The organism is Streptomyces sp. NPDC046261 (genome assembly GCF_040646235.1).
Taxonomy (GTDB): Bacteria; Actinomycetota; Actinomycetes; order Streptomycetales; family Streptomycetaceae; genus Streptomyces.
The window spans coordinates 20829-36273 of the sequence record NZ_JBEYZU010000031.1; the positions used below are offsets into that span (position 1 = coordinate 20829).

Sequence of the window (15445 nt, forward strand, 5' to 3'; positions counted from 1 at the left end):
GTCTACCGGAGCAAGCGCAGGTCGTGGGGATGGACCTACCGATGACCATGACCGCCCACCTGCCCAGCCCCCTGTCCGCCACCGCGGGCCTGCCGCACCCCGGTGCGCTGGCCTCCGCTCCGCACACCGCGCTCGACGTGCCCGGCGTGGCCCGCGTCGTCGGGGTGGGGACCGCCGTGCCCCCCACCTCGTACTCCCAGCAGGACCTGCTCGACATCTTCCGGATCGAGGATCCGCGGATCCGCTCGATCTTCCTCAACAGCGCCATCGACCGGCGCTTCCTCACCCTGCCGCCGCAGGGCGACGACGGCACCCGGGTGCTGGAGAAGCAGGGCGAACTGCTCGCCAAGCACAAGGCGCAAGGCATCGAGATGGGCGTGCGGGCCGTCGAGGAGTGCCTGAAGGACGCCGGCGCCGAACTGTCCGACATCGGCTACCTGTGCTGTGTGACCTCCACGGGCTTCCTCACCCCGGGGCTGAGCGCGCTGCTCATCCGCGAGCTCGGCATCAGCCGCCACTGCAGCCGGATCGACATCGTCGGCATGGGCTGCAACGCCGGGCTCAACGCCCTGAACGCCGTGTCCGGCTGGGCCCGGGCCCACCCCGGCAAGCTGGCGGTCATGGTGTGCGTCGAGTCGTGCTCCGCCGCGTACGTCTTCGACGGCACCATGCGCACCTCCGTCGTCAACAGCCTGTTCGGCGACGGCGCGGCCGCGGTGGCCCTGGTCGCCGGCGAGCGGGACGGCCGGGACGAGCCGTCGGCCGCACTGCCGGCGGCACAGGCGGCCAGGGTGCCCGAGCCGCGCGTCCTGAAGTTCGCCAGCTGCGTCATCACCGACGCCATCGACGCGATGCGCTACGACTGGGACGCGGAGCAGGACCGGTTCAGCTTCTACCTCGACCCCCACGTGCCCTATGTGGTGGGAGCCCACGCCGAGATCGTCGTGGACCGGCTGCTCGAGGGGACCGGGCTGCGCCGCAGCGACATCGCCCACTGGCTGGTGCACTCCGGCGGCAAGAAGGTGATCGACGCCGTCATGGTCAATCTCGGCCTGACGCGCTACGACCTGCGGCACACCACGGGTGTGCTGCGCGACTACGGGAATCTCTCCAGCGGTTCCTTCCTCTTCTCCTACGAACGGCTGCTCAAAGAGGGCGTCGCCCAGCCGGGTGAGTACTGCGTGCTGATGACGATGGGACCGGGGTCGACGATCGAGACCGCCCTGGTCCGCTGGTGACGATGTGACCGAGCAGAGAGGCATTGAGAAGTTGAACCCCACCGGTAATTCCCCCCGGGCCGCCGAGGACTTCACGATCCGGATCGACGGTTCCCGGCCCCTGTCGGCCGCTACGGTCGCGGAGCTGACCGCCCTCGCCGACCGCGTCGAGGACTCCGGCGCCCCGCAGGTCGCCGTCCTGCATGTGAACGGCGCCCCCGAGGAGTCCTGGACCCACGAGGTGAGCCTGCCCCTGGTCAACAAGTGGGAACGGGCCCTGCGCCGGCTGGAGCGGCTCGACGCCGCCACGATCGCGGTGGCGACGGGCGACTGCGGCGGTGTGGCGTTCGAGGCGCTGCTCGCCACCGACTACCGCATAGCCGGCGGCGACGTCCGCCTGACGGTGCCCTCCGACGCGAGCGGAGTCTGGCCCGGCATGGCCGTCTACCGCCTGGCCAACCAGATCGGCGTCGGTCCGACCCGCCGTGCGGTGCTCTTCGGCCTCCCCCTCACCGCGAGCGAGGCCCTGGGCCTGCGCCTGGTCGACGAGGTCGCCGACGACACCGACACCGCCCTGGCGAAGGCGGTCTCCCTCCTCGGCCCGTCGATGGGCCAGGGCCTGGGCGTACGGCGACAGCTCATGCTCGACGCGACGACGACCCGCTTCGAGGACGCCCTGGGCAGCCACCTCGCGGCCTGCGACCGCGTGCTGCGCCGGGTGCCCGCCGAGGTCGCGCCGTGACCGGGCCGGCCGGCCTCGACACCGCGCGGCAGGCCCTGGCGGAGGCGGCCGCGGGCATCGACGAGCTGCTGGCGTCGCTCCCCGAGCCCGCCGAGCGCTCCCCGCGACAGCGCGAGCTGGCCGCCGGGGCCAAGAACCGCGGCCGGGAGCTGCGCAGCCGCTTCATGCGGGCGCACGGCGAGTCGGTGTACGCCGAGCTGACGGCCGGCCGCACGGTCCACCTGCGCCTTCCGGAGCTGGTGGAGGCCGCCGCGACGGCCTTTCCCGGGCTGGTGCCGACGGCCGCGCACATGGCGGCCGAGCAGGCCCGTCCGCAGGCCGGCAAGGAGGGGCACGAGATCGACCAGGGCATCTTCCTGAGCGAGGTGCTGGGTTCGCCGGTGTCCGGGCCCCACCTCATGGACGCGATGCTCAGGCCCACGCCGCGGGCCCTGCGGCTGCTGCCGGAGTTCGAGCGGGAGGGGAGCCTGGACCTGGGCTCCGTCCTGCTGGAGCGGCGCGGCAGCGCGGCGCATCTGACGATGTGCCGGGACGACTGTCTCAACGCCGAGGACAACCGGCAGGTCGAGGACATGGAGACCGCCGTCGACCTGGCGCTGCTCGACCCGGCGGTCCACGTGGCGCTGGTGCGCGGCGGCGTCATGACCCATCCGCGGTACCGGGGCAGGCGGGTCTTCAGCGCGGGCATCAACCTCAAGAGCCTGCACGCCGGGGAGATCTCCCTGGTCGACTTCCTGCTGCGCAGGGAACTGGGCTACATCCACAAGATCATCCGTGGGGTGCTGACCGACCACGACCACGCGTGGCAGTCCCGCACGATCGAGAAGCCGTGGGTGGCGGCGGTGGACGGGTTCGCCATCGGCGGCGGCGCCCAGCTGCTCATGGTCTTCGACCGGGTCCTGGCCGGCGCCGACACCTACTTCAGCCTGCCGGCGGCGCAGGAGGGCATCGTGCCCGGCGCCGGCAATCTGCGGCTGGGCCGGCTGGCCGGCGGGCGGATCTCCCGCCAGGTGGTGCTGTGGGGCCGCCTGATCCGGGCGACCGAGCCGGACGCCGGGTTCCTCTTCGACGAGGTGGTCGAGCCGCGGGAGCTGGACGCGGCGGTGGAGGAGGCCCTGCGGCGCCTCGACAGCCCCGCGGTGGTCACCAACCGGCGGATGGTCAACCTCGCCGAGGAGCCGCCGGAGGCGTTCCGGCGGTACATGGCCGAGTTCGCCCTGCAGCAGTCGGTACGGTTGTACAGCGAGGACGTGATCGGCAAGGTCGGCCGCTTCACCGCGGCCTCCGCGGCCCGTAGCTGACGCCGAAGTCCCGGCCGCGGACGCCCCCTTCGTCAGGGGCGTCCGCGGCCGGTCGCGTGGTGGGCACCGCGGGAGCGCGTGCTAGAGCACCGCGTCCAGCGAGGCGTCGAGGATCTCCAGGGCTTCGGTGATCTCCTCGGCGGTGACGGTCAGCGGAGGCATGAGCTTGACCACTTCGCCCTTCGGCCCGGAGGTCTCCATCAGCAGGCCGCGCCGGAACGCCTCCTCGCAGACGAGAGCCGCCTTCTCCGGTTCGGCCAGGACGATGCCCCGGGCCAGTCCGCGGCCGCGCAGGCCGCGCACGCTTCCCGGCCGGGACTCGGCGATGCCGGCGAGTGCCCGCTGGACCTGTTCGCCCTTGGCGAGGGTCTCCTTCTCGAAGGCGTCATCGCGCCAGTAGTCGAGGGCGGCGGTGGCCGTGACGAACGCCGGGTTGAAGCCGCGGAACGTTCCGTTGTGCTCCCCCGGCTCCCATATGTCCAGGCCGCCGCGGAACAACGTGACCGCCAGCGGCAGGCCCAGGCCACTGAGGGACTTGGAGAGGCAGACGATGTCGGGGGTGATCCCGGCCTCTTCGAAGCTGAAGAACGCCCCGGTGCGTCCGACGCCCATCTGCACGTCGTCGACGATCAGCAGGATCTCGTGCCGCTTGCACAGCGCGTCGAGGTCGCGCAGCCAGGACGCGGACGCGGCGTTGAGGCCGCCTTCGCCCTGGACGGTCTCGACGATGACCGCGGCCGGCTTGTCGAGGCCGCTGCCGCTGTCGCGCAGCATGGCCTCCAGCAGCGCCGGTCCGCCGGCGTCCCCGGTGCCCTCGCCCAGGTAGTTCTCGTAGGGCATCGTCACGGTGTGCCCGAGCGGGACGCCGGCGCCGGCGCGCTTCATGGCGTTGCCGGTCACCGCGAGGGCGCCGAGCGTCATCCCGTGGAAGGCGTTGGTGAAGCTCACCACTGTGCGGCGGCCGGTGTACTTGCGGGCCAGCTTGAGGGCCGCCTCGACCGCGTTGGTGCCCGCCGGCCCGGGGAACTGGACCTTGTAGTCGAGCCCGCGCGGCACCAGGACGACGTCCTGGAATGCCGTCAGGAACTCCCGCTTGGCGACCGTGTACATATCGAGGCTGTGCACGATGTTGTCGTCGGCCAGATAGGAGAGGAGTTCCGCTTTGATGCGCGGGTTGTTGTGCCCGTAATTGAGCGTCCCGGCCCCGGCGAAGAAGTCGAGGTACGGACGGCCGCTTTCGTCGTACAGATGGCTGCCCAGTGCCCTGCCGAAGACCGCGGGCCAGCCGCGGCAGTAGCTGCGCACCACCGATTCACGGTCTTCGAATACGCCCGTTGCCGTCATGTCGCTCCCTTGTCGGGGATCGGAGTGGAGGGATCGGAGAGGGAACCGGAATGGGGGTCAGGCATCGTAGGGGCCGATGCGGAAGAGCGCTTCCGGCTCATGGCCGTCGGGGAAGAGTTCCGCGCCCATGAACGGCATCTGCTTCAGCGGCGCCCCGTGGTCGCGGGCGAAGGACCGCAGGAGGTTCTCCGAGGCCGTGTTGTCGGGCGTGACCGTGCCCTCCAGGTAGCGGAAGCGGGGGTCGGCGTGGGCGATGTGGTCGATCATGCGACGGGCGAGCCCCTTGCCCCGCAGGGTGGCGTGTACCCCGCTCTGCCAGGCGAACACCGTCTCCGGGTCGTCGGGCCGGGCGAATCCGATGATGTATCCGCAGAGGCCGTCCGCGGAGCGGGCGACTACCGAGGTCTTCGCGAAGTCACGGCACCAAAGGAGATAGAAGTAAGGAGAATTGACATCGACCGTCTTCGCATGTTCCCGGGCGAGACGCCATATCGCGTGACCGTCTTCCAGTCGCGGCGTCTCCAGCCGGATTTCCCCCGTGTGCGGGGGCTTGGGATCAGTGGTGAACGACATGATCCGCCGCCCTTTCAAGTCGTGTTCGGCTTTCCGTCCGGATCGTCCCCGTTGATCAACATCCGGCTCGGCCAGCATAGTTGATCAGTGTGCCGGGAACAGCGGTCGATCTCACGGGATCACAGGGTGACGGCCTTACAGGGCGCCCTTTCGCTGGAGGTAGCCGAAGCACGCCCAGCCCGGGAGTACGGGCAGCCAGAAGATGAGGATCCGGTAGAGCAGGACCGCCGGGGTCGCGATCTCGATCGGCACATGGGCGAGCCCGACGAAGGTGCCGATCAGCGCTCCCTCGATCGCCCCGATGCCGCCCGGGGTGGGCGCGGCGGAACCGACCGCGTTCGCCGTGAGGAAGACCACGGCGACGACGGCGATGCTCGCGGAGCCCCCGAACGCGCGCAGCGAGGCGTCCAGGCAGGCCACGAACGCCGCGGTGAGCAGCAGGTATCCGCCGAAGCCGACGGCCAGCCGGTAGGGGCGCTGCAGGAGGTCGAGCAGGTGCGGTACGACGCCGGAGAGCAGGGGGCGCAGCCGGGCGGCCACGAAGCGGCGCAGGGGTGGGACGGCGGTGACGGTGAGGACCAGGACGGCGGCGGTCAGCAGGCCGGCGATCACGGTCCGGGAGGGGGCCAGGTCCTTGCCCTGTTCGGTGCCGCCGATGTAGCCGAAGGTGAACAGCAGCACGAGGTGGCAGGCGAGTCCGGCCAGTTGGGAGACGCCGACGCTGGCCACGGCCTGTACGGGGCGGACGCCGGACTTCTGCAGGAAGCGGGTGTTGAGGGCGACGCCGCCGATCGCGGCGGGGGTGACGAGTTTGACGAACGAGCCGGCGATCTGGGCCAGGAGGGTTGTGCCGAAGGGGAGTTTGCGGGGGACGAATCCGATGAGGCACATGGCCGCCGCCAGGTGGCTGAGGGCCGCCGCGGCGAACGCGGCGAGGACCCAGGCGCCGTTCATGTGGGCGAAGTCGATCTGGGTGGCGGGGAAGGCGGTGAGGAGGGAGTAGACGGCGATGGCGCCGCCGACGGCGGTGAAGAGCGTCTTGGGTTTGAAGCGTTCGAGGCGGACGGGGGCGGCGGGGGTCTCGGGGACCATGTCCAGGATGAGCCGGCGGATGCGGGAGAGCAGGTCGCGCTCGGCGTTGTCCTCGTCGTCGGCCGGCGGGTCGGCCTTGTGGTCGCTGTTGTAGCGGCGCAGGTCGGCGCGGGTGGAGCGGCTCAGGCCGATGGGCTGGAGCAGGGGCAGGGCGGCCGCCACCCGGGCCGGGCCGAGGACGTCGGCGGCGGTGGCGACGGCCCGCTCGGGGCCGGCGCGCAGGGCGAAGGTGGTGAGGAGTTGGGCGATGTCCATGCGCAGGGCGAAGTCGCCGGCGGCGATGTCGCCGTGGGAGAGGTTGGTCAGGCGGGCGGGGCCCTGTGCGACGGCGAGCAGGGACTCCCCGGTGAGCCGGCGGTGGGCGATCTGCCGGTCCTGCAGGGCGCGGACCGATTCCCACAGGCCGCTCAGCAGCTCGTCGGTGATCTCGGCGTCGGGCAGTTCGTCGAGGGTGCGGCCCGTGACGTGTTCGTAGACGAGGATCGCCGCGTCGGGGCCCAGCTCCGCGGTGGCGACGAGGCGGGGGGCGCGGGCGCCGGCGGAGGCGGCCGCGTAGGAGATGAGGCTCTCGTGTTCCAGGGCCTGGCGCGGTGAGCGGGGGCTGCGGCGTACGGCGGCGGAGCGCAGCCGTATGCGGCGCCAGAGGCGGTAGAAGAATCCGGATGCCTGCAGCTCGCGGTCGATGACGTGGACGTCGAGCGGCGGGCCGTGCCGCTGGGCGACGTAGTAGCGGTGGGTGCCGCCGGGCCCGTCGGGGGCACGGTGGGCGGTGGCCGGGCGGAAGCCGGCCTTGCGCAGTTCGACGAGGAGGGTGCGGCCGGTGGTGCGGGCGTTGGGCGAGCCGATGGCGTAGCGGGTGCCGTGGGCGACCGTCCAGCCGAGGAGGACGGTCAGGGCCAGGGACATCGGGGCGCTGTAGCCGCTGATGAGTTCGGTGCCGCCGTTGAGGACGACGACCGACCACAGGGCGACGCGCCAGCGGGGCCGCCCGGCCGGGGCGGCGGCCGTCATGTAGGCGATGACGGGGACGAGATAGCCGTGGACGGGGTCGGTGAGGCCGCCGCCCGGCTGGGGGCCGCGGGTGAGGGCGTTGCGGATGCCCTCGCCGGCGCCTTCGACGACCCACCAGTCCAGGCCGAGGGTGAGGCTGTGGGCGAGGACCGCGGCGAGGACGCCGTCGGCCAGGCGCATGCCGTCGCGCCTGGCGAGGCGTTCGACGGTGAAGGCGAGGGGCACCAGGAGGACGGCGGCGCCCGACAGGAGGTCGCCCAGGGTGGTGGAGAGGCCGTGGACCTTGGTGGCGCCGGAGGTGATGTCGCTGGTGATGCCGGTGGTGGTGTTGTGGGCGATGCCGGCGAGGGCGAGGACGGCGATGACGCCGAGCAGGCCGGCGAGGAAGCGCATCAGGTCCGAGGGCCGGTGCACGCGGGCGGCGAGCAGCGGTTCGTCGCCGTGGACGCGGGCCGTGCCCGGCGGGTCCGTCGCCCGGGGGTCGCGGTCGGGGTGGGTGGTCTTGACCGCACGCGGGGGGAGGGTCACCGGTGGACGCGCTCCGCTCGCTCGGCGCCGGTCCAGGGCGCGGCCCCGGGCATGGCCTCGGATCCGGTGACGACGGTGGGGGCGGGGAGGGGGGCGGGGGTCCGGAAGACCCAGGTGCGGTAGGCCCAGAAGCGGAAGAGGGTGGCCAGGCCGAGGCCGATGACGTTCTTGGCGGCGTTGTCGGCCAGGGCCGAGGTATAGCCGAAGCCATAGTGGGACAGGGCGAGAACGCCGTTTTGAATGACCATTCCCACACCACTGAACAGGACGAACAGGGCGAATTCCCGGGAACGCCTGCCGCCGGCGCGGCTGCGGTATGTCCAGTAACGGTTGCCCAGATACGTGGCGACGACAGCGACCGCCGAGGCGATGAGCCCGGAGCGGACGGGCTGCAACTGCAACAGGTGCAGGCACACGTTGAACACCGCGGTGTCCACGACCCACCCCAGGCTCCCCACCGCCCCGAACCTGACGATTTCGCCGCCTATCCAGGTGGGCCGACGGTTCAGCATTCCCAGTCCGTTCCTCATCGTTCGCACATCCGTATGTCGGAGTCGAGTCAACACATGCTAAGCGTCGCCCACTTTGCGGACTGCTTGCTTCCGCATGCAGTGCGTGCGACGTGCGGCGATACTGCTTGTCTTGATCCTTTGGCGACGATACGTTGTCCGGCGGGCGCACAGGCGTTCTCTTGCCAAGTGCGCTGTACCGACAGCAAGGAAACGCGTGTCCCAGGAGAGAACCGCCGGGTCCCGGCCGATGATCAAGGCGGTCGGCGTCCGCAAGTCCTTCGGCGGCGTGCACGCCCTGGGCGGCGTGGACCTCGAGGTGGCCCGGGGAGAGGTGCTCGGCCTCCTCGGGCACAACGGCGCGGGCAAGACGACGCTGGTGAACATCCTCTCCACGGTCTCCCCCGCGTCCGGCGGAACCGTCGAGGTCGCCGGGTACGACGTGGCCACCCACGGCCGCGAGGTGCGCGGCAGGATCGGTGTCACGGGGCAGTTCGCGTCCGTCGACGAGCAGCTGTCCGCCTTCCACAACCTCGTGCTGATCGCACGGCTGCTGGGGGCCGGGCGGCGCGCGGCCGCGGCCCGGGCGGAGGAGCTGATCGAGGCGTTCGCCCTGACCGAGGCCGCCCGGCGGCCCTCGCGCACGTACTCCGGTGGCATGCGCAGGCGGCTCGATCTCGCCGCGAGCCTCGTGGGCGATCCCGACGTGCTGTTCCTCGACGAGCCCACCACCGGGCTCGATCCCACGACCCGCATCGCCCTGTGGGAGACGGTGGAGCAGCTGGTGGCCCAGGGCACGACCGTGCTGCTGACGACCCAGTACCTGGAGGAGGCCGACCGGCTCGCGGACCGCATCACCGTGCTGTCCAAGGGCGAGGTCATCGCGTCCGGCACCAGCGCCGAGCTCAAGGCGGGAACGGGCAGCCGCTCCGTCCACGTCCGGCTCGCGCCGCACACCGACACGGCGGCCGCCGTCGCGGCCCTGGCGACCGCGGGCTTCGAGCCCCTGCCGGGTGCCGGACGGACGCTGTCCACGCCGGTCGCCGGCTCCGCCCAGCTCGCCGAGGTGGTCCGGGCGCTCGACACCGTCGCGGCGGAGATCGACGAACTCGCCTACAAGGAACCGACGCTGGACGACGTGTACCTGGCGCTCACCCAGGCGTCCGGAGCCGTCCGCACCGCGGTCTGATCCCAGGAGTCCCCTTGGCCATCCAGGAAGGCGTCGCGGGCACCGCCGTCCGCGCGCCCCACGACCGTGCCGCGTGGCGCGGCCACGGTCCCGCCACCCAGCTGTGGGTGCTCACCGGACGGCAGGTCCGGGCGATGTACGGGGACCGGCGCCTCGCGCTGTTCGGTCTGCTGCAGCCCCTGATCATGCTGTTGCTGCTCAGCCAGGTCTTCGGCAGCATGACCAGGCCCTCCCAGCTGCCCCACGGCGTGCCCTACATCGACTATCTGATGCCGGCCCTGCTGGTGACGACCGGCATCAGCTCCGCCCAGCTCGCGGGCATCGGGCTGGTGAAGGACATGCACAACGGCATCGTGGCCCGCTTCCGCACCCTGCCGGTACGGCTGCCCCTGGTGCTGGCGGCCCGGTCGCTGGCCGACCTGCTGCGGATCTTCACGGAACTGGTCGTGCTGCTGGTCTTCGCGACGGCCGTCCTGGGCTTCCGGCCCGACGGCGGGGCGGCGGGCGCGGTGGCGGCGCTGCTGCTGTCGACCTTCGTCATCTGGGGGTTGATCTGGGTCTTCATCGCGCTCGCGGCCTGGCTGCGGAAGGTGGAGGTGATGTCGAGCATCTCGGTGTTCTTCATGTTCCCGCTGATGTTCGCCTCCAGCGCCTTCGTCCCTCTCGACAACCTGCCCACCTGGCTGCGGGCGGTCGCCCAGGTCAACCCGGTCACGCACGCGGTCAGCGGCGCCCGCCGGCTCGCCCTCGGCTGGGAGCTGGGCTTCGCCGTCCCCGGCGCGCTCGGGGCGGGTGCGGTGGTCCTGGCGGTGGCGGGCTTCGTGGCGGTGCGCTGCTTCAGCCGTCCGCCCCACGAGTAGGACCCGCTTCCCCGCGCGAAAGGCCGCAGCCGGAAGGCTGCGGCCTTGTGCGTGCGCGCGGGTGGCGACCAGGTATCAGTCGCAGGCGGTGGCGCCGCGCTTGGCGTCGATGATCGCGCTGGAGGCGCTCTTGGACGTCTTCATGATCGCGTAGACCAGTCCACAGCCGCCCTTCTTCTGGAAGACCGGGCCCGCGTACTGGGAGAAGGTGCCCTCGTTCACGGCGCAGGGCACCGCCGTGTAGTTGGAGCACAGCTTCAGCTTCATGTACTTCGCCGAGCCGGTGTTGTTGTCGAAGATGGCGCAGGTCGGAATGTCGTTGTAGCTGCCGCCCGGGGGGATCGGCTTGGTGTAGGTGAACAGCGTGCCCTTGCGGGACGCGTCCGGAAGGCGCTCGGCGTAGTCCAGCGTGTAACCCGCGCCGCAGAGGCTGGTGCCCGCCGCGACGGCCGCCGGGCTGGCCGCGGCGATCGCGCGGGTGTTCTTGTCGGCCTTGGCGGTGACCTTGACGCCGGGTGCCACGGTGACGTCGGCGGCCTGGGCCTGCGGCACGGCGAACCCGAGCACGCCGATGGCGGCGGCCGCACCCATGACGACGGGCCTGGCGAGAGTGAACATGAACGTCCCCCTGACTTACTGCGGCAGCTGAGAAATGCGCGGAAGGGCCGCCGAAGGGCGAATCCCGCGATCAGGACGGAGCGTAGAACAATTACCCCGCCGACGCGCACCCCGGACCAGGAACCGGAATGCTACGTTTTATTTCTACGGCGCTGCGTGACGTTTCCACATCCCCCATCACCCACCTTGTGGTGATCATTCGGACAGCCCGCTGAACCGTTCGGTAACCCGGCGCTCACGCGCCTCGCGATGTGACGTTGACCATGCCGCCGAATTCCTCCGCAATTGCCGCGACAAACACATTCGGAGGAATTAATTCCGGATTCCACTCACCTCCGTGTAACATGCACCTGCTTTCTGTTAATTCTTTATCCCACCCCGACTTGCTGTGTAGCGTGTGGCCTCGTCCGCCATTCCGTGTGATTCGAGACGGGGATACATGCACAGACGCAGAAAACACTCGATACCCATCGCGGCCGCGGTGCTCGCCGTGGGCGCCTCCACGCTCCAGGCGCCGGCGTCCTGGGCGGCGAACCGCCCCACCGCACCGGCCGCGGACACCCGGGCCGTGCGGCAGGACGGGCCTTCCCCCGCCGCGGTGGCACCGGCGGACCGCAAGGCCGTCCTCGGCAAGGGCTGGGAGGGCTCCACGGACCGGGCCTGGACGACCAGCAGCGACGCCGACGGCTTCCACCTGCTCGTCGCCGACAAGAAGAACGGTTACGCCTGGCGGACCGCGGCGACGCTCTCGGAGCCCGGCTTCGACACGGACATGTGGATCGGCAACGCGTGTGTGACCGGCTCCGGTCAGCGCGCGGTGGTCGCCTACGCGCCGCGGACGTTCACCAACAAGGCCCAGCTGATGGCCCGGGGCGCCTTCACCGCCGTCGTCGACCTGGCCTCCGGCAAGGTGACCAAGCTCAACCGGCAGGCGTCACTGGCCTACTTCAGCCCCGGCTGCGGTACGGGCGAGACGGCGGTGCTGACCCAGGCCGGCGGCGAGGACAAGAACGCCACCCGGCTGCTGAAGGTCGACGCCGCGGCGGCCACGCTCGGCAAGGCCATCGAGCTCAAGGGCCAGATCACCTCGGCCGTTCCGGTCGGCAAGGACATCGTGGCGGCGGACGACGCCCGTCTCGTGAAGATCGACGACTCCGGCAAGCGGACCGCCATCGCCACGACCGCCCAGATCCCCTTCCAGCTCAAGCCCGACAGCGACGGCGGCGTGGTCTACCTCGACCGTCCCGCCACGAAGGTGCCCTCGCTGGCGGCCCCGACGGCCGCCTCCGCGAAGGGCGAGGTCAAGCGGGTCACCGCCGGGGACATCGCCAAGGGCGACGCGAAGAAGGCCAAGCCGTCGGTCCTGGCCACCGGCGCGCTGACGAAGATGGACCTCTCGCGCAGCGCCCGCGGCACGGTGTTCATCACCGGTGAGACCACCGCCGGGGCCAAGCTGCCCGGCTCGGTCAAGCGGCCGTCCGGAGCGCCCAAGGAGGCGCAGGCCACCACCCGTGGCGAGGCCCTCGTCACCGACACCGCCTGGGCCGGGAGCAAGGACTCCCGCGTCCGCCCGGAAGAGGCCCTCACCGCCCGTACCGTCAAGATCGGCATGAAGGTGCTCGGCACCGGCAAGGCCGCCGGGTTCGAGGTCACGCCGGTCAGCGCCGAGAAGACGGCGAGCACCGGCCGGGAGATCTCGCCCAGCCTCGCCGCTGGCCCGTCCACGAAGAAGCCGGCCGCGCCGCGCGCCCTGGCGGGCTCGCCCAACAACCCGGTCGAGGCGGAACGTTACTGCTCGGTGCCCCGCAACGACCCGGGCAAGATGGCCATGCAGCCCAAGCCGCGCCAGGTCGAGTGGGCCGTCGACCAGGCCATCACCAACAACCTCAACAAGCACATCTCCCGCCCGGCGAACTGGAAGAACACGGGCATGGCGGCGTACCAGCCGCAGACCCTCTTCCCGCGCGTCGAGCTCGAGGGCGGCGGCCGCGTCCCGGCTCAGGTGATGCTCGGCATCACCGCCCAGGAGTCGAACATGTGGCAGGCGGCGCGGATGGCCGTGCCCGGCGTCACCGCCAACTCGCTGATCGGTAACTTCTACGGCATCGACTACAACCCCGACGGCGAGCAGAGCGACCCGTGGGCGATCAACTGGGCCGAGGCCGACTGCGGTTACGGCATCACGCAGATCACCGACGGCATGCGGATGCACGGCAAGGAGAAGAAGGACGAGAAGCCGCTCACCACGACGCAGCAGGAAGCCGCGGCGCTGGACTACACCGCCAACATCGCGGGCGGCATCAACATCCTGATCGACAAGTGGAACCAGACCCGTCGTGACGGCCTGATCGTCAACAACGGCAAGCCGCAGTACATGGAGAACTGGTTCTTCGCGCTGTGGGCCTACAACGCGGGGTACTACCCCAAGGCCCAGGCGTCCAAGAACGGCGGCCTGTGGGGCGTCGGCTTCACCAACAACCCCGCCAACCCGCTCTGGAAGGCCAACCGCACCCCGTTCCTGGAGGACGAGTACGGGCGCGACCGCTACAAGGACGCCTCGCACCCGCAGGACTGGCCCTACCAGGAGAAGGTCCTCGGCTGGGCCGCACGGCCGCTGGAGGCCCTGGAGTCCCCGGGCAAGATGGTCTCCGGGTTCCGCCCCGCCTGGTGGACCACCCCCTCCCTGCGCACGCTGGTGAAGCCCGCGGAGGGCCTGTTCTGCACCGAGGCCAACAACTGCGACAAGAGCAAGATCGGGCCGAACGACCAGAACCAGCCCGGCCTCGGCGCCTGCAACCGCAAGGACCTCAAGTGCTGGTGGAACCAGCCGGTCAGCTGGAAGAACTGTGACTCCGCGGCCTGCGGCAACGAGATCCTGCGCTTCGACGACACGTACAAGGAAGAGGCCGACGGCGAGGCCTACAAGCCGAACTGCTCCAAGAACGGCCTGCCCGCCGGCACGCTCGTCGTCGACGACCTGCCGAAGGGCACGCCGACGACCCGGCCCGGCTGCGGCAACGTGACCTCGGACGGCTCGTTCAAGTTCACCTTCGCCACCAATGAGGCCGCCGCCGGGCTGTACCCGTCCAAGATGGACACCCACCAGCTGGGTGGCGGGTACAACGGGCACTTCTACTTCGCCCACACCCGCGGCTCCGGCACCGCGACCAACAACCACGACCTCACGGTCACCGGCACCTGGACGCTGGGCCAGCAGATCAACGGCTGGGCCCGGGTGATGGTCCACACGCCCGACCACGGCGCCCACACCCGTCAGGCGAAGTACGTGGTCGACACCGGCAAGGGGACCAAGTTCCGTGTCGTGCCGCAGCGCACGCTGGAGAACAAGTGGGTCTCCCTGGGCGTCTTCCAGTTCTCGGGAACGCCCAAGGTCTCGCTCGACAACCACTCGCTGGACGGGGACGGCAGCGAGGACATCGCCTGGGACGCGGTCGCGTTCCAGAAGCTGTCCGCCAAGCCGAAGGACTTCGTGGTCGCCATGGGCGACTCGTACTCCTCCGGTGAGGGCGCCTCGAAGTCCGGCGGCGGCGACTACTACAAGGAGACCGACATCTCCGGGGACAACGACAAGCTCCGCAACGCTTGTCACCGCTCCCGCAACGCGTGGTCGCGCCAGGCGAAGCTCGCCGACTCCGGCAGCTCCATCGGGGCCCGGGCGGACTCCTGGGACGCCTCCATGGACTACCACCTGATCGCCTGTTCCGGTGCCACCACCGACAACATCCTGCCGGGCGGCGAGAACGGCCGGGTCGCCTGGGACCAGATGCAGTACGGCGAGCTGACCCAGCTCGACCAGGGCTACCTGGACGAGAACACCTCGCTCGTCACGATCTCCATCGGCGGCAACGACTCGCGCTTCGCGAAGATCATCCAGAAGTGCATCTTCGGCGGCATCGGGCTTCCCGAGGTCTGCCAGGAAGGCAAGCTGGACGGCGACGGCGAGGCGCTCAAGGACGCACAGCCCAAGGTCATGAAGGGCAAGGTGCGGGCCGTCATCGCCGAGACGCTGAAGGCGATCCACAAGAAGGCGCCCAACTCCAGGATCGTGCTCATGGGGTACCCGATCCTGCTGGAGAAGGGCGGCCAGTGCATCATCGGCATCGGCACGGCGGAGGCCCCCTGGATCAACGAGATGGGTGATCTCATGCTCCAGGTGATGAACGACGCGACGGCGGACGCCAACGCCGCCGGGGCGAACGTCGCCTTCTCCAACCCGAAGGAGCACTTCAAGGGCAAGGCCATCTGCGGCGACCCGGAGACCGTGCACGGCATCGTGACGGACAAGACTCCGGGCGACAAGCCGGGCACCACGGACCAGCCGGCGTCGGCGCAGTCGTTCCACCCGAAGACGGAGGGCGCCCGGCTCTACGCCGACTCCCTCGAGAGCACCCTGCGGAAGATCGGCATGTAGGACATGTAGGAAGGGACGACGAGGATGAG

Annotated in this window: 11 protein-coding genes; 6 read left to right on the top strand and 5 right to left on the bottom strand. The window is 70.5% G+C overall.

Annotated elements, in window-relative coordinates:
* The first annotated feature begins 47 nt into the window (after nt 1-47).
* Genes dpgA through dpgC form a run of 3 tightly spaced genes read left to right on the top strand, consistent with a single transcriptional unit; the run spans nt 48 to nt 3260 of the window.
* Nucleotides 48-1238 carry a 3,5-dihydroxyphenylacetyl-CoA synthase DpgA gene (gene dpgA, locus ABZ956_RS29550; RefSeq protein WP_361900293.1) on the top strand — a complete coding sequence of 397 codons (1191 nt, stop codon included), beginning with the start codon at nt 48-50 and terminating at the stop codon, nt 1236-1238.
* A 4-nt stretch (nt 1239-1242) separates the two neighbouring features.
* On the top strand, nt 1243-1959 hold the full coding sequence (dpgB, locus tag ABZ956_RS29555) for an enoyl-CoA-hydratase DpgB (protein WP_361900225.1): 717 nt from the start codon (nt 1243-1245) through the stop codon (nt 1957-1959).
* Nucleotides 1960-1994: 35 nt separating this feature from the next.
* On the top strand, nt 1995-3260 hold the full coding sequence (gene dpgC, locus ABZ956_RS29560) for a (3,5-dihydroxyphenyl)acetyl-CoA 1,2-dioxygenase DpgC (RefSeq protein WP_361900296.1): 1266 nt from the start codon (nt 1995-1997) through the stop codon (nt 3258-3260).
* 81 nt (nt 3261-3341) lie between these two features.
* Here the strand turns inward: dpgC and ectB are convergent, their stop codons facing one another.
* The 4 genes from ectB to ABZ956_RS29580 all read right to left on the bottom strand — a co-directional run bounded on the left by ectB (nt 3342) and on the right by ABZ956_RS29580 (nt 8320).
* Nucleotides 3342-4604 carry a diaminobutyrate--2-oxoglutarate transaminase gene (ectB, locus tag ABZ956_RS29565; RefSeq protein ID WP_361900228.1) on the bottom strand — a complete coding sequence of 421 codons (1263 nt, stop codon included), beginning with the start codon at nt 4602-4604 and terminating at the stop codon, nt 3342-3344.
* 57 nt (nt 4605-4661) lie between these two features.
* The gene (ectA, locus tag ABZ956_RS29570) at nt 4662-5177 is read right to left on the bottom strand and encodes a diaminobutyrate acetyltransferase (RefSeq protein ID WP_361900231.1); all 516 of its coding nucleotides are present in this window, start codon (nt 5175-5177) and stop codon (nt 4662-4664) included.
* A gap of 135 nt (nt 5178-5312) precedes the next feature.
* Complete coding sequence (locus tag ABZ956_RS29575; protein ID WP_361900234.1) at nt 5313-7808, bottom strand: lysylphosphatidylglycerol synthase transmembrane domain-containing protein; 2496 nt, start codon at nt 7806-7808, stop codon at nt 5313-5315.
* Nucleotides 7805-8320 (bottom strand): GtrA family protein, encoded by a 516-nt coding sequence (locus ABZ956_RS29580; RefSeq protein ID WP_361900237.1) that lies wholly within the window; start codon nt 8318-8320, stop codon nt 7805-7807. Before ABZ956_RS29580 ends, ABZ956_RS29575 begins: the two co-directional genes overlap by 4 nt.
* 247 nt (nt 8321-8567) lie before the next feature.
* On the opposite strand from ABZ956_RS29580, the gene ABZ956_RS29585 reads away from it, so the two are divergent.
* Both ABZ956_RS29585 and ABZ956_RS29590 read left to right on the top strand, forming a co-directional pair.
* Nucleotides 8568-9506, top strand: a complete 939-nt coding sequence (locus ABZ956_RS29585) for an ATP-binding cassette domain-containing protein (RefSeq protein WP_361900299.1) — start codon at nt 8568-8570, stop codon at nt 9504-9506.
* Between the two features lie 14 nt (nt 9507-9520).
* Complete coding sequence (locus tag ABZ956_RS29590) at nt 9521-10366, top strand: ABC transporter permease (protein ID WP_361900240.1); 846 nt, start codon at nt 9521-9523, stop codon at nt 10364-10366.
* 75 nt (nt 10367-10441) lie between these two features.
* On the opposite strand, the gene ABZ956_RS29595 is transcribed toward ABZ956_RS29590, so the two are convergent.
* Nucleotides 10442-10984 (bottom strand): hypothetical protein, encoded by a 543-nt coding sequence (locus ABZ956_RS29595; RefSeq protein ID WP_361900243.1) that lies wholly within the window; start codon nt 10982-10984, stop codon nt 10442-10444.
* 439 nt (nt 10985-11423) lie between these two features.
* On the opposite strand from ABZ956_RS29595, the gene ABZ956_RS29600 reads away from it, so the two are divergent.
* Nucleotides 11424-15416 carry an SGNH/GDSL hydrolase family protein gene (locus ABZ956_RS29600; protein ID WP_361900246.1) on the top strand — a complete coding sequence of 1331 codons (3993 nt, stop codon included), beginning with the start codon at nt 11424-11426 and terminating at the stop codon, nt 15414-15416.
* Nucleotides 15417-15445 lie beyond the last annotated feature (29 nt).